General features: G+C 35.9%; 22 protein-coding genes. 9 read left to right on the forward strand and 13 right to left on the reverse strand.

All coding sequences use genetic code 11. The features are described from left to right. Positions 1-7 precede the first annotated feature (7 nt). Together BLT30_RS11565 and BLT30_RS11570 are read left to right on the forward strand one after the other, a co-directional pair. The gene (locus BLT30_RS11565; RefSeq protein WP_089873671.1) at positions 8-1042 is read left to right on the forward strand and encodes a glycosyltransferase family 9 protein; all 1035 of its coding nucleotides are present in this window, start codon (positions 8-10) and stop codon (positions 1040-1042) included. A 20-nt stretch (positions 1043-1062) separates the two neighbouring features. Then, positions 1063-1824 carry a lipopolysaccharide kinase InaA family protein gene (locus tag BLT30_RS11570; protein WP_089873672.1) on the forward strand — a complete coding sequence of 254 codons (762 nt, stop codon included), beginning with the start codon at positions 1063-1065 and terminating at the stop codon, positions 1822-1824. 1 nt (position 1825) lies between these two features. On the opposite strand, the gene uvrB is transcribed toward BLT30_RS11570, so the two are convergent. The 3 genes from uvrB to BLT30_RS11585 form a co-directional block, all read right to left on the reverse strand. Continuing rightward, positions 1826-3817 (reverse strand): excinuclease ABC subunit UvrB, encoded by a 1992-nt coding sequence (gene uvrB / locus BLT30_RS11575; protein WP_089873673.1) that lies wholly within the window; start codon positions 3815-3817, stop codon positions 1826-1828. 108 nt (positions 3818-3925) lie between these two features. Beyond that, positions 3926-5278: a M56 family metallopeptidase gene (locus BLT30_RS11580; protein ID WP_089873674.1), complete on the reverse strand. Its 1353-nt coding sequence runs from the start codon at positions 5276-5278 to the stop codon at positions 3926-3928. Between the two features lies 1 nt (position 5279). Beyond that, positions 5280-5651, reverse strand: a complete 372-nt coding sequence (locus tag BLT30_RS11585; RefSeq protein WP_089873675.1) for a BlaI/MecI/CopY family transcriptional regulator — start codon at positions 5649-5651, stop codon at positions 5280-5282. Between the two features lie 102 nt (positions 5652-5753). Between BLT30_RS11585 and BLT30_RS11590 the strand changes: the two genes are divergently transcribed. Then, positions 5754-6953, forward strand: a complete 1200-nt coding sequence (locus tag BLT30_RS11590) for a PQQ-dependent sugar dehydrogenase (protein WP_089873676.1) — start codon at positions 5754-5756, stop codon at positions 6951-6953. Between the two features lie 3 nt (positions 6954-6956). Here the strand turns inward: BLT30_RS11590 and tsaB are convergent, their stop codons facing one another. The 6 genes from tsaB to BLT30_RS11625 all read right to left on the reverse strand — a co-directional run bounded on the left by tsaB (position 6957) and on the right by BLT30_RS11625 (position 11607). Further along, positions 6957-7640 (reverse strand): tRNA (adenosine(37)-N6)-threonylcarbamoyltransferase complex dimerization subunit type 1 TsaB, encoded by a 684-nt coding sequence (gene tsaB, locus BLT30_RS11595; RefSeq protein ID WP_089873677.1) that lies wholly within the window; start codon positions 7638-7640, stop codon positions 6957-6959. 47 nt (positions 7641-7687) lie between these two features. Further along, the gene (locus tag BLT30_RS11600; protein ID WP_089873678.1) at positions 7688-8254 is read right to left on the reverse strand and encodes a hypothetical protein; all 567 of its coding nucleotides are present in this window, start codon (positions 8252-8254) and stop codon (positions 7688-7690) included. A gap of 21 nt (positions 8255-8275) precedes the next feature. Continuing rightward, positions 8276-8707, reverse strand: coding sequence for a nuclear transport factor 2 family protein (locus BLT30_RS11605; protein WP_139166632.1), 432 nt, complete (start codon positions 8705-8707; stop codon positions 8276-8278). Between the two features lie 131 nt (positions 8708-8838). Next, positions 8839-9588: an SDR family NAD(P)-dependent oxidoreductase gene (locus BLT30_RS11615; RefSeq protein ID WP_089873681.1), complete on the reverse strand. Its 750-nt coding sequence runs from the start codon at positions 9586-9588 to the stop codon at positions 8839-8841. A gap of 71 nt (positions 9589-9659) precedes the next feature. Further along, complete coding sequence (msrB, locus tag BLT30_RS11620) at positions 9660-10199, reverse strand: peptide-methionine (R)-S-oxide reductase MsrB (protein ID WP_089873682.1); 540 nt, start codon at positions 10197-10199, stop codon at positions 9660-9662. Between the two features lie 49 nt (positions 10200-10248). Then, complete coding sequence (locus BLT30_RS11625) at positions 10249-11607, reverse strand: acyl-CoA dehydrogenase family protein (RefSeq protein WP_089873683.1); 1359 nt, start codon at positions 11605-11607, stop codon at positions 10249-10251. A 439-nt stretch (positions 11608-12046) separates the two neighbouring features. Between BLT30_RS11625 and BLT30_RS11630 the strand changes: the two genes are divergently transcribed. The 4 genes from BLT30_RS11630 (at position 12047) to BLT30_RS11645 (ending at position 16335) form a co-directional block, all read left to right on the forward strand. Next, entirely contained in the window at positions 12047-12916 is an 870-nt protein-coding gene (locus BLT30_RS11630) for a DUF4349 domain-containing protein (protein ID WP_089873684.1), read from the forward strand. 145 nt (positions 12917-13061) lie between these two features. Further along, positions 13062-13433: a hypothetical protein gene (locus tag BLT30_RS11635; protein ID WP_089873685.1), complete on the forward strand. Its 372-nt coding sequence runs from the start codon at positions 13062-13064 to the stop codon at positions 13431-13433. A gap of 144 nt (positions 13434-13577) precedes the next feature. Next, complete coding sequence (locus BLT30_RS11640; RefSeq protein WP_089873686.1) at positions 13578-13970, forward strand: heavy-metal-associated domain-containing protein; 393 nt, start codon at positions 13578-13580, stop codon at positions 13968-13970. Between the two features lie 43 nt (positions 13971-14013). Continuing rightward, complete coding sequence (locus BLT30_RS11645; RefSeq protein ID WP_245707171.1) at positions 14014-16335, forward strand: TonB-dependent receptor domain-containing protein; 2322 nt, start codon at positions 14014-14016, stop codon at positions 16333-16335. Positions 16336-16387: 52 nt separating this feature from the next. Here BLT30_RS11645 and BLT30_RS11650 read toward each other — a convergent pair whose 3' ends face one another. From BLT30_RS11650 to BLT30_RS11660, 3 genes are all read right to left on the reverse strand, one after another. Further along, positions 16388-16615: a putative signal transducing protein gene (locus BLT30_RS11650; RefSeq protein ID WP_089873688.1), complete on the reverse strand. Its 228-nt coding sequence runs from the start codon at positions 16613-16615 to the stop codon at positions 16388-16390. Between the two features lie 10 nt (positions 16616-16625). After that, a complete protein-coding gene (locus tag BLT30_RS11655) occupies positions 16626-18947 on the reverse strand; it encodes an outer membrane beta-barrel family protein (RefSeq protein WP_089873689.1) in 2322 nt (773 codons plus the stop codon). Positions 18948-19061: 114 nt separating this feature from the next. Then, entirely contained in the window at positions 19062-20069 is a 1008-nt protein-coding gene (locus BLT30_RS11660) for a quinone-dependent dihydroorotate dehydrogenase (RefSeq protein ID WP_089873690.1), read from the reverse strand. 356 nt (positions 20070-20425) lie between these two features. Here BLT30_RS11660 and BLT30_RS11665 point away from each other — a divergent pair, with 356 nt between their 5' ends. Continuing rightward, the gene (locus BLT30_RS11665) at positions 20426-21982 is read left to right on the forward strand and encodes a tetratricopeptide repeat protein (protein WP_175487181.1); all 1557 of its coding nucleotides are present in this window, start codon (positions 20426-20428) and stop codon (positions 21980-21982) included. A 104-nt stretch (positions 21983-22086) separates the two neighbouring features. After that, positions 22087-24378 carry a T9SS type A sorting domain-containing protein gene (locus BLT30_RS11670; RefSeq protein ID WP_089873692.1) on the forward strand — a complete coding sequence of 764 codons (2292 nt, stop codon included), beginning with the start codon at positions 22087-22089 and terminating at the stop codon, positions 24376-24378. Positions 24379-24442: 64 nt separating this feature from the next. On the opposite strand, the gene BLT30_RS11675 is transcribed toward BLT30_RS11670, so the two are convergent. After that, entirely contained in the window at positions 24443-25144 is a 702-nt protein-coding gene (locus BLT30_RS11675) for a pseudouridine synthase (RefSeq protein WP_089873693.1), read from the reverse strand. Between the last annotated feature and the right edge of the window lie 8 nt (positions 25145-25152).

Below are 25152 nucleotides of genomic sequence, written 5' to 3' on the forward strand. Positions count from 1 at the left end.
AAGTTATATGAAGAAAAAGATAAACGCCGTAAGAAGGTCTGTTATGAAAAGCCTTACCAAAAACATTGGTAAGTCGCATGCTGAGGGAAAACTTAATAAAGATCTTAAAGTAAAAAGAGTTCTGATCTCCAGACCTAATCATAGACTGGGAAATCTTCTTTTGCTAACACCATTGGTTCAGGAGATTGAAAATACATTTCCGGATGCCAAAATTGATCTGTTCGTAAAAGGGGGTGTAACTCCAATTATTTTTAAAAATTACAAAAGTGTTGACAATATTTACCAGCTTCCGAAAAAACCTTTCAGCAATTTATTGAAATATCTAAAAGGCTGGTTCGCCCTGAAATGGAATAAATATGATCTGGCAATCAACGCAACGCAAGGTTCTTCTTCCGGACGATTATCAATATCATTTGCAAAAGCTGACCACAAGTTCTTTGGAGAAGATGTTGAAGAACTAAAAACTCAATATGCTGATTACAATCACATTGCGAAAAATACGATCTACAATTTAAGATATTATTTAGCTCAGATCGGAATCGATGAAAACAAATCTGAAGTTCCTTTTCTTGATTTAAAATTAGATAATTCAGAAATTGAAGATGGAAAGAAAAAGCTACATGACATTGTAAAAAATAACAAAAAGACCATCTGTCTTTTTACCAATGCAACGGGAGACAAATGCTATTCCGAAGCTTGGTGGAATGCTTTTTATGATAAATTGCAAGCAACTTTTCCAGATTACAATATCATCGAACTTCTGCCTGTAGAAAATATCTCAAAACTGAACTTCAAGATTCCGAATTTTTACAGCAAAGATGTTCGTGAAATGGGAGGCTTCATAGCAAATTGTGCTGTTTTCATTGCGGCTGATAATGGCGTAATGCATTTGGCAAGCGCTTCCGGAGCTCCTACAATTGGGCTATTTTCTGTGACAGATGAAAATATGTACAAACCTTATAATCATAAAAGTTTATCCATAAACACAAATAATGTTGATAATGATAAAGTAATGGAACTGATTAAAACGTCTTTAAACTAATAACCTAAAACTAAAAGACAATGAACTGGGTATTCTCTGAAGGTTTTTCTCAATATAAAAATGAAGTTTCTAAGATTATTAAAAACTTCAAAAACGGCGGTACTCTAATTGGTCCTGGAGCAAGAAATGTGGTGAAAGTTTTTGAGATCGATGGTAAAAAATATAACTTCAAATCTTTCAAACAACACAATGTTATCAACAGGCATGTGTATAAATTTTACAGAAAATCCAAAGCCAGACGTTCTTTCGAATATGCCAACGTTCTTCTCAGTAAAAATTTCTATACCCCAAACCCTGTTGCTTACATCGAGTTCTTTGATTTTTGGGGATTGACGTCGAGTTATTATATGAGTGAGCAACTTGATAATTGTTTCCCGTTGACCGATGCGCTCCATAATCCTGAATTCTCTGATAGAGAAAAGATTTTCCGAGGATATGCCAATCTGATGTTCAACTTGCACGAAAACGGAATCGAGTTTATTGACAATGCTTCCGGAAATTTCTTGTTGAAGAAAGAAAACGAAACTTACAATTTTTATTTGGTCGACCTTAACAGAATGAATTTCCATTCTGATTTTCCAACCGACAAAAGACTCAGAAATTTTGCGAGATTAACGGATAATTTGGAGACAATGAAAATCATTAGTGATGAGTATTCCAAACTATCGGGAGTTCCTGTAGAATATTGCCTTCAAAAAATCAATGAAGCTTCTGAAAAGATGGTAAGAAAGCGTAAAATCAAGAAAATTCTGAAGTTTTATAAATACTTCTTGAAAAAATGATCTAAGCTTTTAAAGCCGCAATTTCATCTCTCAATTTCGCAGCTTTTATAAAGTCAAGGTTTTTTGCTGCAGCTTCCATTTCTTTTTGTTTGGATTCTACAATTTTTTCGATATCCTCACTTCCATAACTTGCTTTGGTTTCCGCAACTTCCTGTAAGATTTGTTTCTGAGTATATTTTTCGTCAGGGAAATCCTTGCTTCTTCCAACCAGATTTTCACTTATTTTTTTGTTTAAAGCCTGAGGGACCTTACCATTGTCTGCATTATATTTCATCTGCTTTTCACGACGATAATTGGTTTCATCAATAGTCGCCTGCATAGATTTCGTCATCTTATCAGCATACATTATCGCACGTCCATTCAGGTTTCTCGCAGCTCTACCAACTGTTTGAATCATCGAGCGGCGAGAACGTAACATTCCTTCTTTATCCGCATCCAAAATTGCCACCAAAGAAACTTCCGGCAAATCCAGACCTTCCCTCAAAAGGTTGACACCTACCAAAACATCAAACAACCCCAAACGCAGATCCTGCATGATTTGGATCCTTTCCAAAGTTTCCACATCAGAATGGATATATCTTGTTCGGATTCCGACTTTCGTGAAATATTTGGTCAGTTCTTCCGCCATTTTTTTAGTAAGAGTTGTAACCAAAACACGTTCGTCCGCTTCTTCACGTTTATGGATTTCTTCAATCAGATCATCAATCTGATTCATTGTTGGGCGGACTTCGATAATTGGGTCAAGAAGTCCAGTTGGACGGATGATCTGTTCGATATAAGTTCCGCCGGATTTTTCCAATTCGTAATCTGCAGGTGTTGCCGAAACATAAATCACCTGATTCTGCATATCTTCAAACTCGTTGAATTTCAAAGGACGATTGTCCATAGCAGCCGGCAAGCGGAATCCGTGTTCTACCAAAACTTCTTTTCTACTTCTGTCACCGCCATACATTGCGTGAACCTGCGGAACCGTCACGTGACTTTCATCAATCACCATCAAGAAATCTTTCGGAAAATAATCTAAAAGACAGAATGGTCTTGTCCCAGGCAAACGACCATCCATATATCTGGAATAATTCTCAATTCCCGAACAATAGCCAAGTTCCCGAATCATTTCTAAGTCCAATTCGGTTCTTTCTTCCAATCGTTTGGCTTCCAAAGGTTTTTCGATTTCCCGGAAAAAATCAACCTGCTTTACCATATCATCCTGAATCTGTTTGATGGCACTTTGCATCGTTTCGGGTGTGGTTACGAAAAGATTGGCCGGATAAATATTGATCAGATCAAAATTCGAAATCACATTTCCGGAAACCGGGTCAAAACTTTGGATTTTCTCCACATCATCTCCAAAAAACTGAATCCGAATCGCCGTATCAGCATAAGCCGGATAAATATCAATTACGTCACCTTTCACGCGGAACGTTCCTCTTTGAAACTCATTCAAAGCCCTAGAATATAACGCACTAACTAATTGATGAAGTAATTTAGTACGAGATAATTTTTCATTTTTCTCAATTGTAATCAATGATTTATGAAATTCTGAAGGATTTCCAACACCATAAATACACGAAACCGAAGCCACAATTAAAACATCGCGTCGTCCGGAAAGTAAACTTGCAATGGCAGAAAGCCTAAGTTTTTCAACCTCTTCATTGATGCTCAAATCTTTTTCGATGTAAGTATTTGTAGAAGCGATGAAAGCTTCCGGCTGATAATAGTCGTAGTAACTTACAAAATATTCCACCGCATTATCCGGAAAAAACTCCTTGAATTCCATAAAAAGCTGAGCCGCCAAAGTTTTGTTGTGAGCCATCACAATCGTTGGCCGTTGAACACTTTCTACAACATTGGCAATCGTAAACGTTTTTCCAGAACCGGTAACTCCTAGAAGCGTCTGATATTTTTCGCCAATGTTGATTCCTTCTACCAATTTCTCAATGGCTTGAGGCTGGTCTCCAGTAGGTTGATAGTCTGATTGAAGTTTGAATTGCATTGAACAAATTTACGAAATAAAACGTGGTTTTCTATAAAAAGAAACCCTTTCAGAGTTTGAAACTCTGAAAGGGTTATTTGATAATTTTGAATTATTTTTACAAATATTTTATTGAAAATTCATCGTTATTGGAAATTTAAAAACTGTCGCGGATTCTTTTCCGTCTTCGGTTGCTGGTTTCCAAACTTTGTCAGCAGTAGAAATCTTCATACTTCTGACAGCTTCATCATTGAAAGCTTGATTAGGACCTTCAGCTTTAATGTCAGTCGTTTTCCCGTTTTCATCAATTGAAATATAAATACTTGTTTTGAGTACGCCATCTTTTTTTCCAAAAGCAGAAGAATCAAAATTTTGAGAAAAATCCTTTCGAAGAGCATTTATCCCTTCTGGAAACTCTGCTGGTTTTGCATTAACTGCTGGAGGCGGCGGTGGTGGAATTGGCAATTCGTTTTCCTTAAATTCTTTTGGAGCTGGTGGCGTTTTTACTTTTTTAGAATTTTTGAGTTTTACATTGTTTTTGCCCTCGATTCTGTGTGGAATTGTATCAAGCTTTTTGAAATTATTGCCAGCTATTTCTGTTGGAATAGGTTGAGTTACTGTTTCGATCTCCGAAGCATAAACTTTTTGTACAAACAGAAAACTTAATCCCGCAAAAGCAGAAACAACAAACAGTTTTTTGGTTCTTTCGAATTTTGACTTTTTTGTGGTCATCATAATAAATCGTTTTTTGGTGTTATTGTAATTGAATTGGTGTGTTAGGCTAAGGTTCTGAGTTTGGAGAATCTCGGAAAGAATCAACTGTTGATAATCTTTCACATTATTTTTTTGCTGAATAATGCTTTCATCTGCCAAAAATTCGTGATTATCTGTCATCGCTTTTTTATAAAAATATAAAGCAGGATTGAACCATGAAATGACTCTCAAAATCTCAAGAAACAGAATATCCAAAGAGTGTTTCTGAACGATATGTGTTTTCTCGTGTTGGAAAATCCTATTATCAATTATTTGATTTTCGAAATAACTTTTATTCAGATAGATTTTGTTCCAAAAACTGAATGGAGGCAGATTTTTCTCTATTAATTTCACTTTCTGATTCTGATAATTAATATCAATTCCTTTCAGTTCAATGATTTTTTTAATTGAAATGACTGATTTTATAATCAACACAATAGAAACTAAAACAGAGGCTATGAGAATGAAATTCATCCAGTCAAATTGTGACGTTTGATTTGCATTCTGAATTAATTGTTGCGTTGGTATTTCGTCAAAAATCAATTGGTCCTTTTGCTGAGAAACTGCCGGAAGATTAATTTTCACAAACGGAATCACGTAAGAAAAAACCAAAGCGAACAAAAGATAGAATCTGTTGAAACGAAACATCTTTTCCCGTTGCAAAAACAGATAATAAATCCCTATCAACAGTGATGAACAAAGGATCATTTTAAAAATAGGAACTAGCATTTTAATCTGTGATTTCTTTATCGATAATGTCTCGAAGTTCTTTTAATTGTTTCTGAGACAATTTTGCATTGGATGTAAAAAATGATGCAAACTGACTCACAGAATTATTAAAAAAACGGTCAATCATAGAAGTCATTTCACCTTGGAAATAATCTTCTTTCTTCACTTTTGGGAAATATTCTCTCGAGTTTCCATAAAGCTTGTATCCTACCAAATCTTTATTCTGCATTCTTTTCAACAACGTTGCAATGGTTGTTGACGCAGGTTTTGGTTCATTGTATTCTTCCAAAATATCTTTCATAAAAACCTTTTCTTTTTTCCAAAGGATTTCCATCAGGATGATTTCGGTTTCTGTTAATTTTTGCTCGTTCATTTCTACAACATTATATTTTATTCTACAAATGTAGAATTAAAATTTAAACTAACAATTTTTTACTGGCACTATTTTTCCATTCATCAGAAAAAAAAATCTGTTATGCCGAAGCCCTTCATTCCTTCAATGTTCTTTTTTTCAACGATTTTTATTTCTTGTCAGGAAAAAGAATCCCTCAAAAATCTTCCATCTGTAGAAAAAGACAAACCAAATTCGAACAACAAACCAGCTTTTGAAGGACAAACGAGAGTAATGGGCTACAAAACGCAGACAGAATATCAAGTTGACATCATTAATACAAAACTTGGCAAGCCTTGGGGAATTGCACAGCTACCCAACCAAAATTTTCTGATTACAGAAAAAACGGGCTTTATCAATCTTGTGTCTCCTGACGGAAAATATATAACGAAAATAACTGGTCTTCCGAAGGTTGACAGTCGTGGGCAAGGCGGACTTCTTGATATTGTGATTGACCCAGATTTTGAAAATAATCAAACCATTTATTGGTCGTTTTCAGAACCTTATGAAAAAGGAAATTTGACATCTGTTGCAAAAGGTGTTCTTTCCACAAACAAAGTTGAAAATGTGAAAATCATTTTCCGAGCAACACCTTCTTATGAAGGAAGACTGCATTACGGAAGTCGATTGGCTTTTGATAAATCCGGGAATCTTTTTGTGAGTACAGGTGAAAGGTCAGACTTGGAAACTCGTCCATTAGCTCAGGATCTGAAAACTTACTTGGGGAAAATCATTAAAATCGATAAAAATGGAAAACCTGCCGCAGGAAATCCTTTTATCGGAAGTAATACTGCACAACCAGAAATCTTTTCATACGGACACAGAAATCCGCAGGGAATTGCCATTCATCCTGAAACGGGAGAACTTTGGGAAAGCGAAATGGGGCCAAGAGGCGGCGATGAAATCAACCTCATCCAAGCTGGAAAAAACTATGGCTGGCCAACGATTACTTATGGAATCGAATATTCCGGGCAGAAAATCAATAATGGATTGACGAAAAAAGAAGGTCTTGAGCAGCCAATTTATTATTGGGACCCTGTAATTTCTCCAAGCGGGATTACATTTTATACAGGAAATATTGTCGAATGGAAAAATAATCTTTTCATTGCTTGTCTCAGTGGAGAAAAAATCAACAGAATTATTCTTGAAAATAATAAAGTAGTTGGGGAAGAACGGTTGTTAGAAGACCAACACGAGAGATTCCGTGATGTATTTGACGGAAAAGACGGAAATCTTTATGCAATTACCGACAGTGGGAAATTGTATCGGATTGCTATGAAGTAATTATTATTTCTTAATTCTGTCAGCTTTCTTGATTCCCTGAAAATCTTTCAGATAAAAAGGTTCAAAATAAGCTACATTTTCGAAATCTTGTTGATTAAATTTCTCAACTGATCTTTTAATCAAACCTTTGGCAGAAGGGTAAATATCGAATCGATATTCCGCATTTGAAAGGTTCAGAATATCTTGAGCTTTCTTTGCACCGTCACCAATAAAGAGAATTTTTTTATCTGCTAATTCAGAAAAGGAATTTTCATCAAGGATTTTGGCTTCGGTTTCAGAGATCATTTCGCCTGATTTTCCATCAAAAAAAGCTGTATAAACTTCCATTCTCCTGGCATCAATCAAAGGGATAATCAATTCAAAACCTTGATTTACAAATTCTTCCACCATAGAATCCAAAGAATTAATGGCAATCAAAGGCAGCTTAAGCCCGTAACAAAAACCTTTGGCAGAAGCCGCACCAATTCTAAGGCCTGTGTAAGAACCCGGACCTTTTCCCAGCGAAATCGCATCTAAATCTTTTAAAGAAATTTCTGCACCCTCCAAAGCCCATTCTACAAAACTGTGAAGACTTTCGGATTGTTTATAATTATCGGAAACTTCTTCGCAAAGGCAAAGCAGATTTTCACCATCAGAAATGGCAACAGAACAGTTTTTGGACGAGGTTTCTATGTGGAGGATTTTCATCCGTCAAAGTTATGAATTAAAAAATCCTTTCAGAAATTTAGAATTATTTAATGATCCGTTTTCTCCATTATTCTATTGATCTTCGGTTGTAAAAACCAAATCCCAATCGGGAAAAACCAAAGGAGAAAAAACTCTCCTGCAAAATCCACAAACATTACATCTTTTTGTAATTCCGCTATTTTGATTGATTTTGCTGTGATAAAAACAACATAGAAAAAACTAAAAACAGCAAACAAATGTATCGGAAAAATAAGAACGATCCACCAGAGACGGAAGTTGTCCTCGGTCGTTGTGATCACAAACCCTGTCGGGAAAACCAGAAATGCCAAAAACATATATAACACAGGAAAAATCATGAAAAACCAGATTCCGTTAGACGATGACTTCAGGTTGCTGTCCTGTATTTTTTTATTCATCCCGTGGTTCAGAAAATAATACCAGCTTAATAACAGGCTCAAAGAACCTGCGCATCCTATTGCCATTGCAAATCCTGTATAGATCGTATCTTGGGAATAGGTCAACGCAAGATAAAAAAGGCCAATAACTACGATAAAAGTTATAAAAAATAATAGGAAAACATTCCAATGTTTTGATCTGAGAAAAAAGCGTTCCATATGTTTTGTTTTTATAATTGGTTACAATTTTGATGTCACAGCTTGTCTGCTCCATAACTTCCAAATTCCTTTTTGCCGAATCCAGAATTCGAGGATAGAAAGCTTCATTTCAAATAGATCATTTTTATAAAGTCCTTTCACGGTAATGACCCTTCTGAGACTTGCAAATCTATCCTTGATTTTCAATTCTTTAAGCTCGGTCTGTTTTACCGATTCGTATTTCACTTTCCCAGATTCGAAATCTTTTTTGAAATCTTCATAGTTTTGAGTCCAACCATTCGAATGCCCAAAAGAAATATCATCTGAAAACAATTCTAATATTTTGGAATTGTTATTTTGCATCAACGAATCCAGCTTTGAAACTTCCAGCAATAATGCTTTCTCTGTCTTGGAATGCTTTTGCGAAAATCCAAGCACAAAACAGAAGAACAATAGAATTTGCAACAGTTTCATTTTATAAAAATTATGAAATATTATTTCCACAAAAATACGTCTTAAAATTAAAAAATCCCGAACTAATCGGGATTGATTATTATCATAAAATCAAAGATATTTTAATTTTTTAACAAAAATAAAATATCTTTTTACTTTCGGTAAATTGTTCTTGGCTCAGCCTGTGCTTTCGGATAAATTGTAAATTCCGCAATCGAAACCCTTTCCGGTACATTGATGCAGTAAGCAATCGCATCAGCAATATCTTCGGCTTTCAAAGCTTCGTAACCAGCATAAACAGTTGAAGCTCTTTCATTATCACCTTTGAATCTTACTTTCGAAAAATCGGTTTCCACTGCTCCCGGCTGAATGTTCGTTACTCTGATTCCAAATTCTGTCAACTCAATTCTCATTCCTTCCGAAATCACATCAACGGCTTTTTTTGAAGCACAATAAACCACACCATTTGCATAAGTTTGTCTCGCCGCAACAGAACTGATGTTGATGATCTGACCATTTTGTTTTTCTTTCATTAATTTGATAATCGGCTGAGAAACATATAATAAACCTTTCACATTTCCATCCATCATTGCATTCCAGTCGTCGATATTTCCGTCAGAAATCGGGTCGAGTCCGTGAGCATTTCCAGCGTTGTTAATGAGAACATCAATGTTTTTCAAGTTTTCCGGAAGTGAATTAATGGCAGAAAAAACCTCATCAGAATTTCTGACATCGAAACTCAATGTAAAAATTTCGGTTTCTTTTGATAATTCGGTTTTGAGTTCCTCGAGGACAGCTTTATTTCTTCCGCAGAGAATCAATCTGTTTTTTTGTTGTGCTAATAGGATTGCAGTAGCTTTCCCTATTCCGGAAGTGGCTCCTGTGATGAATATTGTTTTCAATTTTAAATTAGATTTAGGCTTACAAAATTAAGTCTTAAAAAAGAAAAATCCCGAATAATTCGGGATTGATTTTATTTCTTATCTCGTTGAAAATCCAGACTTACAGAATTCATACAAAATCGAGTTCCTGTTGGTGGTGGACCATCGTTGAAAACGTGTCCCAAGTGCGATTCGCAACGTTTGCAAAGAACTTCGACACGCTCCATCCCGTGAGAAGAATCTCGCTTGTAAATAACGCCGTCTTTATCAGCTTCAAAGAAACTTGGCCAGCCGCAAGTGCTTGCAAATTTGGAGCTTGAACGAAACAAATGATTCCCGCAAACGGCACAGTAATATTCACCTACTTCATCAAAATCATTGTATTTTCCTGTGAAAGGATATTCTGTGTTGGCTTCTCTTGCAATGGCATAGACTTCCGGTGGAAGAATCTTTTTCCATTCTTCGTTGGAAACATTCAATTTGGTTTTGTCAGTTCTTGAATAATAAGGATTGTTGGCGTGTGTATTATCTTCCATTTTAGTTTGTTGTGGTTGCTTGGTCAGATCAACTTTTTTCTGAGCACATTGCTGCAAGAATAAAGTCATTAATATTAAAAAAAATACGTTTTTCATTTATGTAAATTTACGAAATCTAATATTAGATTCCGTTATCATAAGATAGTTAAACAAACGCACTCATTCCTGTAATTGAACGTCCGACAATCAAAGAGTTGATCTCCTTGGTTCCTTCATAAGAATAAATGGCTTCTGCATCGGCAACGAAGCGGGCAACATCGTGTTCCAGGAGAATTCCGTTTCCGCCCATTACTTCTCTCGCTTGTGCGACAACATCACGCGTTCTTAAGCTGCAAAATACTTTTGCTAAAGATGCGTGCTCGTCTTTCAAAATATCAGCATCCTGCATTTCGGACAATCTGAAAACCAAGGTCTGCATCGCTGTCAAGTTTGATAACATTTCCACCAGATGTCCCTGAATCAACTGGAAAGATGCAATCGGTTTTCCGAATTGTTTACGTTTTCTAGTATAATCTAAAGCGCTTTCGTAAGCACCTCTTGCGCAACCAGTTGCCATCCACGCAACGCCGGCTCTTGTCATTTGAAGCACTTTTGCTGTGTCTTTAAAGCTATTGGCGTGTTCCATTTTTTGAGAGTCTGAAACAAAACAATCTTTCATTGTAATCAATCCGTTTTGGACAATTCTGAGGGCCATTTTTCCCTTTATCTTTTCGACAGAAAATCCGGGTGTATCTTTTTCAACAATGAAACCCTTGACCTGATCATCGTCTAAATCCCTTGCCCAAATGACTGTTACATCTGCAAAGGTTGCATTTCCAATCCATTTTTTCTGTCCATTCAGCATCCAGCCGCCTTCTACTTTTTTGCAGGTTGTGGTTAATCCGCCGGCTGCTCCGGAACCGACTTCCGGTTCGGTCAATCCAAATGCGCCAATCAAATCGAATTGCTGCATTCCCGGAAGATACTTTTGTTTTTGCTCCTCAGAACCACACATATAAATTGAACCCATTGACAATCCGGATTGGACGCCGAAAAATGTCGCCAATGAAGCATCAACTCTGGCAATTTCCATTGCGATAACACCTTCCATTAAGAAAGGAAGATTTGGGCAGCCGTAACCTTCATAGGTCACGCCACAAAGATTCAGTTTTTTGAATTTTGGAATGAGTTCATGTGGGAAATCGTCATGAAGCCAATAATCGTTGACCAAAGGTTTCGCTTCCTTTTCCATAAATTCTCGAACTTTCAACTGAATTGCTCTTTGCTCATCCGTCAGTTTCATATGCAATTCATAAAAATCGCCGTTGATTGGCGGTAATTCTTTTTTCTTTCCAGAGGAATCGAGCATTTTCGTCAAACCTTTGATTTGATTTTCGTCCAATTTTGAGAACTGATTCATCAGTTTTGGAAGGTCAACTTTTTCGGAAATTTTCGCGATTTGGTCTATATCGATATGTTTCAAAAGATTGAAAACACCTTTGATCTTGGAAATCGTACTGTTCATAGATTCTGTTTTCTTGTAGAATGCAAAGAATATTCCTAAAACATTTTTACAAACGTGGAATCATCAGCTTTTCTTTGAAAATTAGTTTTACAAAAAATTAAAAATCAGATAGTTAAAATACAGCCTTGGTTTACAAGTAGTTTCGGATTGATTTGCAAAATAGCTTTCATCTTAATTATCAATTTTGAGTTAGACAAAATCAAAAGAAACCCTTAACCTATCTTTTGAAACGTCATACGATTGCAGCCCGACTTGAGCGGAAATCCTTTTTACGTAACGAAGTGAAGTGAAAAGATTGACTTCGTCGAATCTAAAGATTTGGGAGCGGAAGGCAGATAAAGCTGCCCAAATTTTAAAAATTTAATCTCTAAAAATAATCTATTATGAAATCGCTTGCGATTCCATTTTACAATTAAAAAACAATTAAAATATATTCAAAATGAAAACTAAATTCTTATCAATCAGCTTAGTGGCATTACTATTAATTGGATGCAAGAAAGGAGGATATGCGGAATCTGCTTATGCAACTGCAGATAGCGCAGCCGTTGTTTCTGACAGCGTTTCTATGGCGGCGACTCAAGTTGTTGAAGGCAAACAATTTGTGAAAACTGCGGAAGTGGATATGGAAGTGAAAGACGTTTATGACGCAACCATTTCGATAGAAAAGCAGCTACAGTCGTTGGGCGGCTTTGTGACAAAAAGCCGAATGGAAGCACAGACTTTGTCAGAAGATACTTACAATACGTCGGATGAATCGGCAATGTTGGTTCGGAAATTCCAAAATCAGAACAGGATGCAAGTTAGAGTTCCGACTCAGAAATTAGGCGAATTTTTGGATTTCATTAATGACAAAAAAGTGTTCCTCAATTCCAGAATTATTTCTGCGGAAGATGTTTCTGCCGGAATCCGATTGGCAAAAATGGAATCCGAAAGACAAGCTAAAACTCAATCCAATATTTCTCAACTGAAAGCCGGAAAAGATAAAGTGAATCTTGATGACAACAATATGTCCGAAGCGAATCTACAGAAATATTCTGACGAAATTCTTGCCGATAACTTGAAATTCTCAACCGTTGATATTTTCATCAAAGAGCCGAAAACAAGTGTTGCGAAAATCCCAATCGTCAACACAAAAAACATTGACAACGAGTACAAATACAATTTCTTTTATGATGTGAAAAATGCTTTTGTGGAAGGATTTTATTTGATTCAGCAATTATTTGTTTTCCTGATTTCTATCTGGCCGATTGTTTTGATTGGCGGTTTGGTATTTTATTTTTTGAGAAGAAGAAAAGTGTTTGAAAAGTGAAGAATAGTCTTATCGCAAAGCCGCAGGAAATTTATATTCGATGCTTAAAAGTCGCAAAATTTAATTTGCGACTTTTATCAGTATTTAGAGAAAATAATTGCGCCTTTGCGTTTGGATAATTTTTATTTCATAATTTTGCAAAACGATGTTGAGAAAACTGCAATTGATATTAATGATTTTCTGTTTGGGAATTTTTGTATTTCCGAAGCAGAACTTTAATGTTCAGTTGGCGCAGAGTTCTTGTTGTGAAGCTCAGAAATCAAATTCTGACTGTTGCAATAAAGAAAAGAAAAAATCAGATTCTTGTCATCACGATTCCAAAAAAGAAAAAGACTGCAAAGACAATTGCACGACTTGCAAAACCTGCAGTTCTGGATTTGTTTTTTCTGTTGTTCTGAATAATTTTGACAACAAACTTAAAACACCTGTTTTCGAAATCAACAATCCATTTTCTTATTATTCACAATTACCTTTAGCAAGGTCTTTCAACATTTGGCAACCGCCTAAACTTGGTTAATTTTAATTAGTAATCTCTCGCTGATTAAACAAATTTTGCAGATTTTTTCTGAAAGTTAATCTGCTAAATCCGTAAAATCTGCGAGAATGTAAAATTTCAAGATTTTTAATAAAATCTTAATTCAAACAATTAAAATTAATCAAAATGAATATAATCATAAAATCAGGAATTTTATTCCTTTCAATATTTCTATTTTCAAATTTTTCCGCGCAAACCAAAACCTTCAAAGCCAAAGTAGAAGGCAATTGCGGGATGTGCAAAGAACGTATCGAAACGGCCGTTAAAGCTGATAAAAACGTAAAATCAGCCGACTGGAGTATGAGCAAAAAAGTCTTGACTGTAAGCTATGACGCCTCCAAGACAGACAAAAAATCTATCCTGAAAAGCGTAGCTGAAGTGGGTCACGACAACGAAATGTTCCGTGCTTCTGATAAAGTCTATGACGATTTGGATGCTTGTTGCCAGTACGACCGTCCCGACAACAGCAAAAAAATGGCGAAAAATGCCGATACAAAACAAGTCTGCAAACTTAAATAATTAATTTAAATTTTTGACGATGAATTATTTAAGTAGAAAACTTATGTTTTCTGTGCTGCTCGTTTGCTCCGTATTTTCGTTTGCGCAAACCGTTACAGAACAGTTTTTGGTAAAGGGAAATTGCAATATGTGCAAAGCAAGAATAGAAAAAGCAGCCTTGAAAGCCGGTGCAACAACCGCCAATTGGACTGCCAATAATCAGACTTTGACAATGACTTTGGACGAATCAAAAGTTAAATGTGACGATATCCTGAAACAAATTGCAGAAGTTGGTCACGACAATGAGAAGTTCAAGGCGTCTGAAGATGCTTACAAAAATTTACCTCCTTGTTGCTTATACACAAGAGGTTCTGATTTTGAAAAACCGAATGACACACTTGAACATCACTCAGATTCTGATAAAAAAACGAATCAGATTGAAGGTGTAAAACTGACAAGAGAAAAAGAAGCAACTGCAATCAGCAAAAAAGAAGCGGGATTGATTTTCAACATCAGCTCCAAAGAATTGTTGAAAGCCGCTTGTTGTAATCTTTCCGAAAGTTTTGAAACCAATGCAACAGTTGATGTTTCATTCAGCAATGCGGTTACCGGAACTAAACAGTTGAAAATGTTGGGATTAGACCAAAAATATACCCTTCTGACTAAGGAACAATTGCCTGAAATTCGTGGATTGGCTTCGCCTTATGGATTGAATTTCATTCCAGGAAAATGGATTGGAGGAATCCAATTGACGAAAGGTGGAAGTACAGTTGTGAACGGCTACGAAAGTATCACAGGACAAATCAATACCGAACTTTTGAAAACCCACGATGATGACAAAAAATCGGAAACGGAAATCAATTTGTTTTCTGATAATAACGGTCGTGTTGAAGCTAATGTGACAAGCACTTCTCCAATTTCTGGCAAATGGAACCAAAGTGTTTTGCTGCACGGAAACGGAACTTTTGGTGATACTGATATGAATGATGACGGTTTCCTCGACAGGCCAAAAGGCAGTCAGTTAAATGTGGCTTATTTGTTGAATTACAATGATTTGGAGAACTCCGGATTTGCTTCGCATTTCGGGATTAATTTTTTGAAAGATGAGCGAACAGCTGGACAAATCGGTTTCAATAAAAGGATTCCGCAGAAAGACCAATCGCTTTATGGCGTTGGAATTGATATTTCGAGATTCCAGTTGTGGAATAAAACAGGCTATGTTTTCAAAGGGAAACCTTATCAAAGTTTGGGATGGATGAACCAATTGACTTATCATCAACAAGATAGTTTTTTTGGATTGAGAAATTATTTTGGAAAAGAAACGTCTTATTACTCTAATTTGATTTTCGAAAGTATCATCGGAAATACAAACAACAAATATAAAGTTGGAGCAAGTTTCCTTTATGACAAATACGACGAAGATTATCTTTTGGACAATTACAAAAGAACAGAAACTGTTCCGGGATTATTTGCAGAATATACTTTGACAGGCGAAAAATTCACTTTGGTAACGGGCGCTCGCGTTGATTTTCACAATCTGGCAGGAACTCAGTTTACACCGAGAATGAATTTCAAATATGATTTGACACCGAAAACGATTTTCAGAATTTCAGCCGGAAGAGGTTTCCGAACTGCGAATATCTTTGCGGAAAGCCAAGCTTATTTTGCATCGAATCGTCAAATTCAAATCATCAATAGTGGTGGCGAAATTTATGGTTTGAAACCAGAAATTGCGTGGAATTATGGCGTAAGTCTTCAGCAGGAATTCAAATTGTTTGGGAGAAAATCGACCGTTTTGGCTGATTTTTTCAGAACGGATTTCCAAAATCAAGTTGTAACCGATTTGGATGAATCTGCTCAGAAAATTTTATTCTATAATCTTGAAGGCAAATCTTTTGCAAATAGTTTCCAGACGCAATGGGATTTTCAACCTTTGAAAAATCTGGAATTCCGAGTGGCTTACAAATATTATGATGTGGCTTTGGATTACTTGAGCGGACTGAAAAAAGTGCCGTTTATGGCGAAACATCGTGGATTTGCGAACTTGGCTTATTCAACCAACAAAACTGAAAAAGGTAGATTTTGGAGCTTTGACACGACTTTAAATTTAGTTGGAAAACAAAGACTTCCGAATACCAAATCGAATCCTGCAGAATTCCAGATTGGAGATTATTCGCCAAGTTATTCTACTTTAAATGCTCAGATTTCCAGGAATTTCTCTGAGAAAATCAGAGTTTATTTGGGTGGAGAGAATTTGACAGGATATCAGCAAAAAGTTGCAATTCTGGATGCGGCCAATCCGTTTGGAAATTACTTTGACGGCGGAATGGTCTATGCACCAATTATGAAGCAGAATTTTTATGTTGGTGTAGATTTTAAGTTTTAATGATTTAAAAACATTTATAAAAAAACCTCATCAATTGATGAGGTTTTTGCTTTTATTGATTGTCTTTGTTATAAAATTCGGTCATCAAATCATTTGCTTTTTCGAAGTCATTTTCTGAGACTTTTAGCTGAACACCTTCGCTTGTATTATTAAACAGATTGAAAGTATTTGCCAAAATATTCCCGAAAACAAAGGTTTCAACGCCATTTGTCTCTAAGAAAATTTTGAGCATTTCCGCTTCTATTTCTGTATTGAAAATCTTGAGTGTGATTAATTCCATAATTCATTGATTATAACCTGTTCGAAGTTTCATTGACAGCATTTTCTTTGTAATTGGACTTTTTCAGTTTACCAAAGTTATATTTTGCCGCAAAAGATATCGTTGGTGTATTTCCAAAAAAGGTGCCAGTTGAATTCATTTTGTTATAAGACATTTTCTGGATATAATTCATCTGGTTGAAAACATCGTTGTAACGCACGGTAAAATCAAAATCGGAAATAGAAGATGTCATCCCAAGATTCACCAGACACATTGCATTGTTTTCGTACAGGCCTTCCACACGTTTTGTGATATAAGAACCATCCAGCAGAATTGAAAGATACTTCCATACATTAACCGTATTGTTGGTGGAAAAGTAAACATAAGGTGTCGATTTTTTCAGAACCGCTAAAGAATCTTCGATTTTATCATAATTGACCGAAAGACTGTTTTGAGAAGTCCACTTTTTACCTTGAAAGAGAGAATCAATGCCTAAAGAAACGCCCATTTCTTTGTCAAAATTAACGGCCGTAAATTTGGAAATATTCTTCTCATCATCATAAATCAGGGTATAACCCAAAGGATTTTTGCTCTTGTAAGCAGAGGCGTTGACGGATATTTTTTTCAGATTGGCGGAAAAAGAAATCGTATTGGTGTAAGTCGGAACCAAGTCTGGATTACCCTGATACTCAACATACGGACTTCCGTACAAACCGCCGGAAGACAAATCTCCGTAATTGGGGCGGGAAATACTTTTTCTGAAATTCAGAGTATAATCGTAATTGTCATTTTGCTTGAAACTGATTTCTGCATTGGGAAACCAATCGAGATAATATCTCTTGATTTTAGTTTGATTTTCAATTCTATCAAAACCTTCCGCATTGGTTGATTCCGTTCTCAAACCGCCGTTGATATTCCATTTGTCTGCATTAAAAGCGAGATTTGTGTAACCCGCAAGATTTGCTTCCTTGAATTGATACAGATAGAATTCCGGATTTTGGTTGTTCTGATAAGTTGTCTTGTTATCATTCTTAGTTTCAGCTTTCGTGTAACTTCCACCCAATTTCAAACTGTAATTTTCACTCAATTTTTTTTCGATATCCACTCTTCCTGAATACACATTTCCAGAATATTGCTGAACGCGAAATTGATTGAACTCATAACCAGAATTATTGGTATCGTTAAAAAATTGATAATTTACATTTTTATTCTCTCTTTTGAACTGAAATCCGGTCAAAATCTCAGCATTCCAATCCGTTAATTTCTTTTTATAATTAAAGATAGAGTTGATTGTCGCGCGTTTACTGTCTTGTTGATTCAGTGTTTTAATAAACGCAGAATTACCATTTTCAGAATAAAATGTATTAGTATTATTATCGCCTTTGTCCGGTCTGAAATTACTGTTGACAGACATCGTGATATAATCGCCGTCATCGTTCAGTTCCTGATACAAGCTCGCTCCAAAAATAGTTTGCGGACGTTTCGTGATTGATTTTATGACATAATTGGAACTGATATTTTTACTCGGAACCGAATAATCAAAACCGTTGCTTTCCCAATGGTTAATTTGGTTGTAGGAAACATTCAGTTTCCACTCGGTCTTGTTTTTCTTTTGTTGAAAGTTCGCTGAAAGATAATTACTAAAGCGTTTTTGGAAAGTAGCAGTTTCCGAGACACTCAATTGCGAACCGTCTTTTCTGCTCTTTTTAAGATTGACCTTGATAACCGCTTTTCCTTCTGATTCATATTTAACAGACGGATTTCTGATAACTTCCACCGACTTGATATCATCCACCGAAATTGAAGATAATGTCGCAAAATCGACTCTCTGATTATCAACATAAAGCAAAGGAGTTCCTTTTCCGACAAATGATAATCCTTCGCCGTTGGCATCCACCATCACAAAAGGTAATTTTGATAATAATTCCGTTGAAGTTGGCAATGTATTCAGTGGAGAATTGGCGACATCCAGCGTGATATTCCCATTTTCAACTTTGAAAATCTTTTTCTTTGCAGTGATTGTCACCTCATCAATTTTTTGACTTTTTGGTTCAAAAGCAATTGAAAGCTCCAGATTTTTTTCCAGATAAAATGGCTTCTCATTCTGAATCGTTTCATCTGATGATAACTGAAGATGGTAATTTCCCGATTTCAATTGGTCAAATTCAAACTTCGAATCCTGAGCAATTGTAGTTTTAAGTAATTGATTCTCATTATCCAAAAGATAAACAACAATAGGAAAAGTGTTTTTCTCTTTATCAGAATTAATGATTTTTCCATTAATCTTAAGATTTTGCTGGGCGAAAATGAAAGTTGAGATGAAAATAAGAAAAAATAAAATGCTTTTTTTCATAGGAATTAGTCTTTGAAAGGTTGTTTTATTTTAAAACAATTATAACGGATACTTTGTTACATTGTCAGCAAAATAATTTATTCCGTTCTCAGAAATCAACCAAATAAACCGGACTTATTCTCCTTGAAGAATCGCTTTATTGATTTCATTAATCAACTCTGGACCTTCGTAGATGAATCCTGTATAAAGCTGAACAAGACTCGCTCCAGCTTCCAGTTTTTCCAAAGCATCCTGCGCCGTATGAATTCCGCCAACGCCGATGATTGGAAATGCTTTTCCACTTTTTTCGGATAAAAATCTGATGACTTCTGTAGAACGTTTGGTTAAAGGTTTTCCAGATAATCCGCCAGTTTCGGTCTTGTTTTCTGAGATTAAATTTTCTCTTGATAAAGTTGTGTTCGTTGCAATAACGCCAGCGATTTGAGTTTCTTTAATGATATCAATAATATCCAGAAGTTGCTCATCCGTCAAATCAGGCGCAATTTTTAGGAGAATCGGCTTTTGTTTTGGCTTTGCAAGATTGAGGTTTTGAAGCGTTGACAGCAATTCTGTCAATGGTTTTTTGTCCTGAAGTTCACGGAGATTTGGCGTGTTTGGCGAACTGACATTGACTACGAAATAATCAACGTAAAGAAATAATTTCTCGAAACAGATTTTGTAATCATTGACGGCTTCTTCGTTTGGCGTCACTTTATTTTTTCCGATGTTTCCCCCGATGAGGACATTTTTATTCTTCTTTAATCTTTCAATTGCTTCGTCAACGCCGCCATTATTGAAACCCATTCGGTTGATAATTGCAGAATCTTCCTTCAATCGGAATAATCTTTTTTTATCGTTTCCAGCCTGAGCTTTGGGCGTCAAAGTTCCGATTTCTATGAATCCGAATCCAAGGTCTGACAACTCATTGAAGAGTTTTGCATCCTTATCGAAACCAGCTGCAAGGCCAACCGGATTTTTGAATTTCAATCCAAAAACTTCACGCTCGAGACGTTTATCAACAATTGGTTTTGGTAAAAATAATTTGGCAAGAAATCCAAAATTCTTCAGAATAGAAAATGTAAAATGATGAACTTCTTCTGGGTCGAATTTGAAAAGAATCGGACGAATTAGGCTTTTGTACATCGGAGAAAAGTTTTACAAATTTACGTTTTTGTGAGGATAATCAATTAAAATTGCTTAAAAAGTTAAATACAGAAACATAATGGATAATCTTGTGTTTTAAGACTGTGGAAGTTCTTTGAAATTTTTACCACAAAAGTCACAAAAGATTTTCCACTAATTTCTTTTGTGACTTTTGTGGTTTCACTGACATTTTCAGAATTCAGGAAAAATAAACTAAAATCTTTATATCTTTACTTAGATTTTATTCGAATTTTTAAATGATTCCACATACTTTTTATAAAAGTTTAATTTATATATTGTTCCTTTTGTTTCTGCCTTTTCAAGCTTTTGCAATCACGCCAAAGGATTGTGAAAAAATGATTATTGAAGGCGTTGAAGCGATGAACAAAAAGGATTTTACCAAGTCTCTGCAAATTCTTACCAAAACAAGAAAAATTGCTCAGGATAATAAATGGTACCGCGAAGAATTCCTTGCAACAAACAACATCGGTGCGAATTATTATATGCGATTGGATTATGGCGAAGCACTCAATAATTACCTTGATGCTTACAAAATTGCCGTTGCTCATCTGGACGAGAAATCAGAAATGACAGTTCTCAATAACATTGCGATTCTCTATTCCCGGGACAACAAAATCGATAAAGCCAAAGAATATTTTTCCAAAGCCTACGAACTCGCGGGAAAAGTTAACAACAACACTTCCAAAGGTTTATACGCTATTAACCTGACCATTGTTTACAACGAAAAGGGCGATTACAAAACGGCAAAAAAATATATTGATGAAGCTTTGAAATTGACATTAAATTCGCCTTATCATCTGCTCGCAAAGTCTACCGAGATGGAAACATTGGTGAATCTGGAAAAATACGATGAAGCTACAAGAATTGCTAATGAACTTTTACCAAAACTGACCGGTGTAGAATATTCTGAATACAAAACCCAGGTCTTATACAATCTTTCTGTGATTGCAGAGCATAAAAATGATCTGCCTAAGTCTTTTCATTATCTGGAATTGGCAGAGAAAAGCAATTTGAATTATGATTTTAAGGAAAATCTTTTCGAGAGATTCAGTAAGCTTTACAAAAAGGCGAATAATATAGACCGCGCCGTTTCTTACAAGGATTCGATAATGGCTGTGAAAGATTCGGTGAATCGGATCAAAAACGGGCAGCTTTTTGAGAATAGTAAAATCAAATTCGAACTTCAGAATTCCCAGAAAGATCTGGCAGAAAGTCAAGGAAAACTGACAACCCAGCGTTCTTATTTTATCAAAGGAATTTTGCTTGCCATCTTTATTATTGGAATTATTTTTTGGGCTTTGAGAAACAGCATTCTGAAAAATAAACAGCAGAAAATCATCGAACAGAACAATACAGAGATTGCTAAACTTGAACTCGAAAAAGAAAAAAAGAATAAGGAAATCCTTGAAAATCAATTAAAAGAAAAAGAAGTTTCGGCTTTGCTGGAAGAAGAAAAATATAAGAATGAAATCGAGGCCAAAAACAGAAAACTGACAACCAAGGCTTTGCAACTTTCCACAAAAATCGAACTTATCGATGACCTCATCAATACGCTATCCAGAGAATCGGATGATCTGAACAATGTGGATATCAGCAGTATCATCAAGCAATTCAAAATCCTTCAGAAGCAAACGCACGAAGAAGAAAGTTTTTTGGTTCATTTCGAGGAAGTCAATCAAGGTTTCCTTTCCAGATTGAAACGACTCCATCCCGACCTCAATTCCAATGACATCAGATTCCTCTCTTATGTCTATATGAATCTGTCGGTAAAAGAGATTTCGACGATTTTTAACATCACTCCGGAGGCTTGCCGCAAGAGAAAAGAGCGGATTACGAAGAAGATTGGCGACGATGAAAACCTAGACCTATATACTTATATTACAAGCATTTAGAAAAAATGTCACTTTATTTCTGAGATACTGTCCTACTATTTCCCCATTAATTTTTTGCATTGCTAACATTTATCATAACATTTGTTAGATAAAAAATTAGATATATGAAGAAAATTACCTTTTTTGCGGGATTGCTATTCGCGCTTTTTACCAATAAAACGAATGCCCAAATTCAGGTTTTGGGTAAGAATGAATTCGGAAGAATCTTCGAAGTTACATATAGCATAACAGAACAAAACACTGTCTATGCAACAACAATTACCAATCACATTCTGGTTTCCCACGACAACGGAACTTCTTGGGAAGTTTTCTATTCTCTGCCGACAGAATATGGAAACATTACCAAACTGAATATCAGCAAAGACGGTTCATTTTTGTCTTTTTCGACTTTGAAAGATGGAATTGGGGAATTGCATATTTTTGATATCCCGTCAAAAACAATTACCAAAACTTTTTCAATGCCAAATTACTCAGAAGGTGCTTTTGTTTCGGCTTATAATTTCTTTGAGAATGATAAAAACACTTTGATTGTAAGCTCTCAGTTTCCGTATGGTCTTGGAACAGCAAACCGGGTTTTTACAACAACTGACGGCGGAGAAAACTGGAAAGAAGTTTATTACTCTGTAGATGATAACCATAATATTATAACGAGTTATGTAGCCTTCAGCCCAACTGATAAAAGCAAGATCTACATTGCCAACGGAAATGGAAGCGAAGGTGTTTACGGCGGACTGATGATTTCCAACAATGGCGGTGATACTTTCACAACCAAACTGGAGGGCAGTGTTCTCAGCACGTTGGAATTCAACCCGAACAATCCGAACGAGATCTTTGCCGGAACCGGAATCAGTTTTGGGATGAGTCCTGAAAAACTACATCATACCACAGACGGCGGAAACACGTGGGAAGATAAGAATATCACTTGGGGAAGCAACGGCATCCTGAATAACATTATCGATATCAAATTCAATCCGTTGGATAACAATCACGTGATCGTTTTGGAAGAAGACGAGATTGTTTCCACAAAAGACGGTGGCACAACTTGGCAAAGTGTAGAATATCCTTACGATAATTTGGACAGCTATTATTACGGAATCAAAGCAAGCTTCAATCCTTTCAAAGCAGGCGAGTTGTTCATTACTGCGAACTATAAACCTTTGTTTTCTACAGACAACGGAGCAACTTTGGCTCAGGTTCAGACGCCTTTTTACAGTTCTACAGGAAGAGTTAATCTGTTTGAAAATTCCACTGCGAAACATTTGTTCTACAGCGTTCAGAGTGGTTTTGTTCATAGGAATTTAGCGGATAATTCAGAAAACGCTTTTAACATCGAGCCTCTTAATATTTTCAGTACCAATAATACGCCTTCATATATTTCTGATTCTAAAACAGAAGGAAGAATCTATACTTTCAAAGGTGGATTTATGGGTTCAACTTTGTCTATGAGTAATGATTTTGGAGCAACTTCCAATACTATTTTCGAAACGTTTACGAGCGGATTGACCAATGTTATTCCTGACCCGCAGGTCAACAATCAAATCTATACCACTTTCGATAACTGGGGACAAGGCGAATTGGATAAAATCAATTTCAACGACCAAAATAATATTATAACGACTAATATTCCCTTGCCTGCACAAGCAAGTGTTTACAAGATTCTGCATCCGAATAATATCTCAGACGAATTCTTTATCCTGATTGGTTCCGAAGTTTATAAAACAACGAACGGCGGAACAGATTGGGCCCCGGTTTCTTTAGGAAGTGATTTCCCTTCAGATGCTGCAGTTTTTGATATCGTTCAGAATCCCAAAAATACCGATCAATTGGCGTTAGGAACTTCTAGCGGTGTTTATGTTTCGAATGACAAAGGTGTAACCTGGGCCCTAACTGGAGAATTTGTAGCGAACAAAGTAGCTTATTCTGATATCAATTCCGGAGTGCTGATTGCAACAACTTATACTTCTCAATTCACTCAATTCAATGTTTATTATTCTGTGGATAACGGCGCCAATTGGGAAAGTGTCGACAGAAAAGACCTTTTGTACTCAGAAACTAGTTCTGTGACGATAGATTTCTCGGATAAAAACGCCTACATCTACATTGCATCGGCTGACCTGGGATTGCTAGGTTATAGTCTGAATCTCGACATTTTAGCAACCGGCGAAGTTTCCGGTGAAAAGTCCAAAGTTCTGGTTTATCCGAACCCTGTTGTAGATATTGTTCACATCGATAACAAGAACCTTAAATCTGTTGCGCTTTACAATATGGAAGGCAAAAAGTTATTGGAAACTAAGAGCAATGAAATGAATGTTTCTAAGCTTCCAAACGGCGTTTATGTTCTTAGAATCGTAACTTCTGACAACAGCATCGTAAGCAAAAAAATAATCAAAAAGTAATAGTTAGTAAAAAAATCAGAAAAGCTTCTCAGAATGGGAAGCTTTTTCTTTTTATAATCAAATACTAAATGTAACCTTCAAAATCAAAACCCAATATTTTTCCTATTTGTAAAAAACCTGGATTCACATTTAAACTTGCATTAAGGGAAATATTTTGTTCTGTAATGGGATGTTTAAAATTAAGCTGGTGGGAATGCAGGGGCATTGCAGTAATATTAAAAGTATTCAGCCACAACTTATTTTGCTTATTGCAACCGTGTTTTCTGCAACCCAAAATCGGATGCAAAATATGTTTGAAATGCTTTCTTAATTGATGAAATCTCCCAGTTTCAGGAATGGCTTCTACCAAAGAATAACGAGACGTTGGATGTTTTAGAAATGGTAAATCTATTTCAGAAATTTGTAAACGACGATAATAAGTGATTGCATTTTGAACAATTTCATTCTCATTGGTCAAATCGTAATCAATTGTTTCTTCCTCTTTTGTCCAACCACGGAGAATCGCCAGATATTTTTTTTCAACTTTGCGATCCATAAATTGGTCACTCAGTAATTTTAGGGTTTCCTTATCAAAAGCAAATAATAAAACACCAGACGTTTTTCGGTCCAAACGATGCACAAGATGAACCTTTCTTTCAATTTGATTCGTTAATTTCTCTACAGCATATTCATCTGCTGGGCCGGCATATTTTGACTTATGAACCAAAAGTCCACTCGGTTTGTTGATTGCAATAAGGTAGTCGTCTTGATAAAGGATTTCTAACATTGGGCAAA

This window comes from Epilithonimonas hungarica (genome assembly GCF_900102265.1).
GTDB classification, from domain to species: Bacteria; Bacteroidota; Bacteroidia; order Flavobacteriales; family Weeksellaceae; genus Epilithonimonas; species Epilithonimonas hungarica.

Bases quoted from the DNA above. Each gene is read 5' to 3' on its own strand.
- BLT30_RS11600 (WP_089873678.1), bottom strand. From the start codon at position 8,254: ATGGAACGCTTTTTTCTCAGATCAAAACATTGGAATGTTTTCCTATTA.
- BLT30_RS11630 (WP_089873684.1), top strand. From the start codon at position 12,047: ATGAAAACTAAATTCTTATCAATCAGCTTAGTGGCATTACTATTAATT.
- BLT30_RS11640 (WP_089873686.1), top strand. From the start codon at position 13,578: ATGAATATAATCATAAAATCAGGAATTTTATTCCTTTCAATATTTCTA.
- BLT30_RS11665 (WP_175487181.1), top strand. From the start codon at position 20,426: ATGATTATTGAAGGCGTTGAAGCGATGAACAAAAAGGATTTTACCAAG.
- BLT30_RS11650 (WP_089873688.1), bottom strand. From the start codon at position 16,615: ATGGAATTAATCACACTCAAGATTTTCAATACAGAAATAGAAGCGGAA.
- tsaB (WP_089873677.1), bottom strand. From the start codon at position 7,640: ATGAAAATCCTCCACATAGAAACCTCGTCCAAAAACTGTTCTGTTGCC.
- BLT30_RS11590 (WP_089873676.1), top strand. From the start codon at position 5,754: ATGCCGAAGCCCTTCATTCCTTCAATGTTCTTTTTTTCAACGATTTTT.
- BLT30_RS11645 (WP_245707171.1), top strand. From the start codon at position 14,014: ATGTTTTCTGTGCTGCTCGTTTGCTCCGTATTTTCGTTTGCGCAAACC.
- uvrB (WP_089873673.1), bottom strand. From the start codon at position 3,817: ATGCAATTCAAACTTCAATCAGACTATCAACCTACTGGAGACCAGCCT.
- BLT30_RS11585 (WP_089873675.1), bottom strand. From the start codon at position 5,651: ATGAACGAGCAAAAATTAACAGAAACCGAAATCATCCTGATGGAAATC.
- BLT30_RS11670 (WP_089873692.1), top strand. From the start codon at position 22,087: ATGAAGAAAATTACCTTTTTTGCGGGATTGCTATTCGCGCTTTTTACC.
- BLT30_RS11580 (WP_089873674.1), bottom strand. From the start codon at position 5,278: ATGCTAGTTCCTATTTTTAAAATGATCCTTTGTTCATCACTGTTGATA.
- BLT30_RS11660 (WP_089873690.1), bottom strand. From the start codon at position 20,069: ATGTACAAAAGCCTAATTCGTCCGATTCTTTTCAAATTCGACCCAGAA.
- BLT30_RS11625 (WP_089873683.1), bottom strand. From the start codon at position 11,607: ATGAACAGTACGATTTCCAAGATCAAAGGTGTTTTCAATCTTTTGAAA.
- BLT30_RS11655 (WP_089873689.1), bottom strand. From the start codon at position 18,947: ATGAAAAAAAGCATTTTATTTTTTCTTATTTTCATCTCAACTTTCATT.
- BLT30_RS11635 (WP_089873685.1), top strand. From the start codon at position 13,062: ATGTTGAGAAAACTGCAATTGATATTAATGATTTTCTGTTTGGGAATT.
- BLT30_RS11570 (WP_089873672.1), top strand. From the start codon at position 1,063: ATGAACTGGGTATTCTCTGAAGGTTTTTCTCAATATAAAAATGAAGTT.
- BLT30_RS11675 (WP_089873693.1), bottom strand. From the start codon at position 25,144: ATGTTAGAAATCCTTTATCAAGACGACTACCTTATTGCAATCAACAAA.
- BLT30_RS11565 (WP_089873671.1), top strand. From the start codon at position 8: ATGAAGAAAAAGATAAACGCCGTAAGAAGGTCTGTTATGAAAAGCCTT.
- msrB (WP_089873682.1), bottom strand. From the start codon at position 10,199: ATGAAAAACGTATTTTTTTTAATATTAATGACTTTATTCTTGCAGCAA.
- BLT30_RS11605 (WP_139166632.1), bottom strand. From the start codon at position 8,707: ATGAAACTGTTGCAAATTCTATTGTTCTTCTGTTTTGTGCTTGGATTT.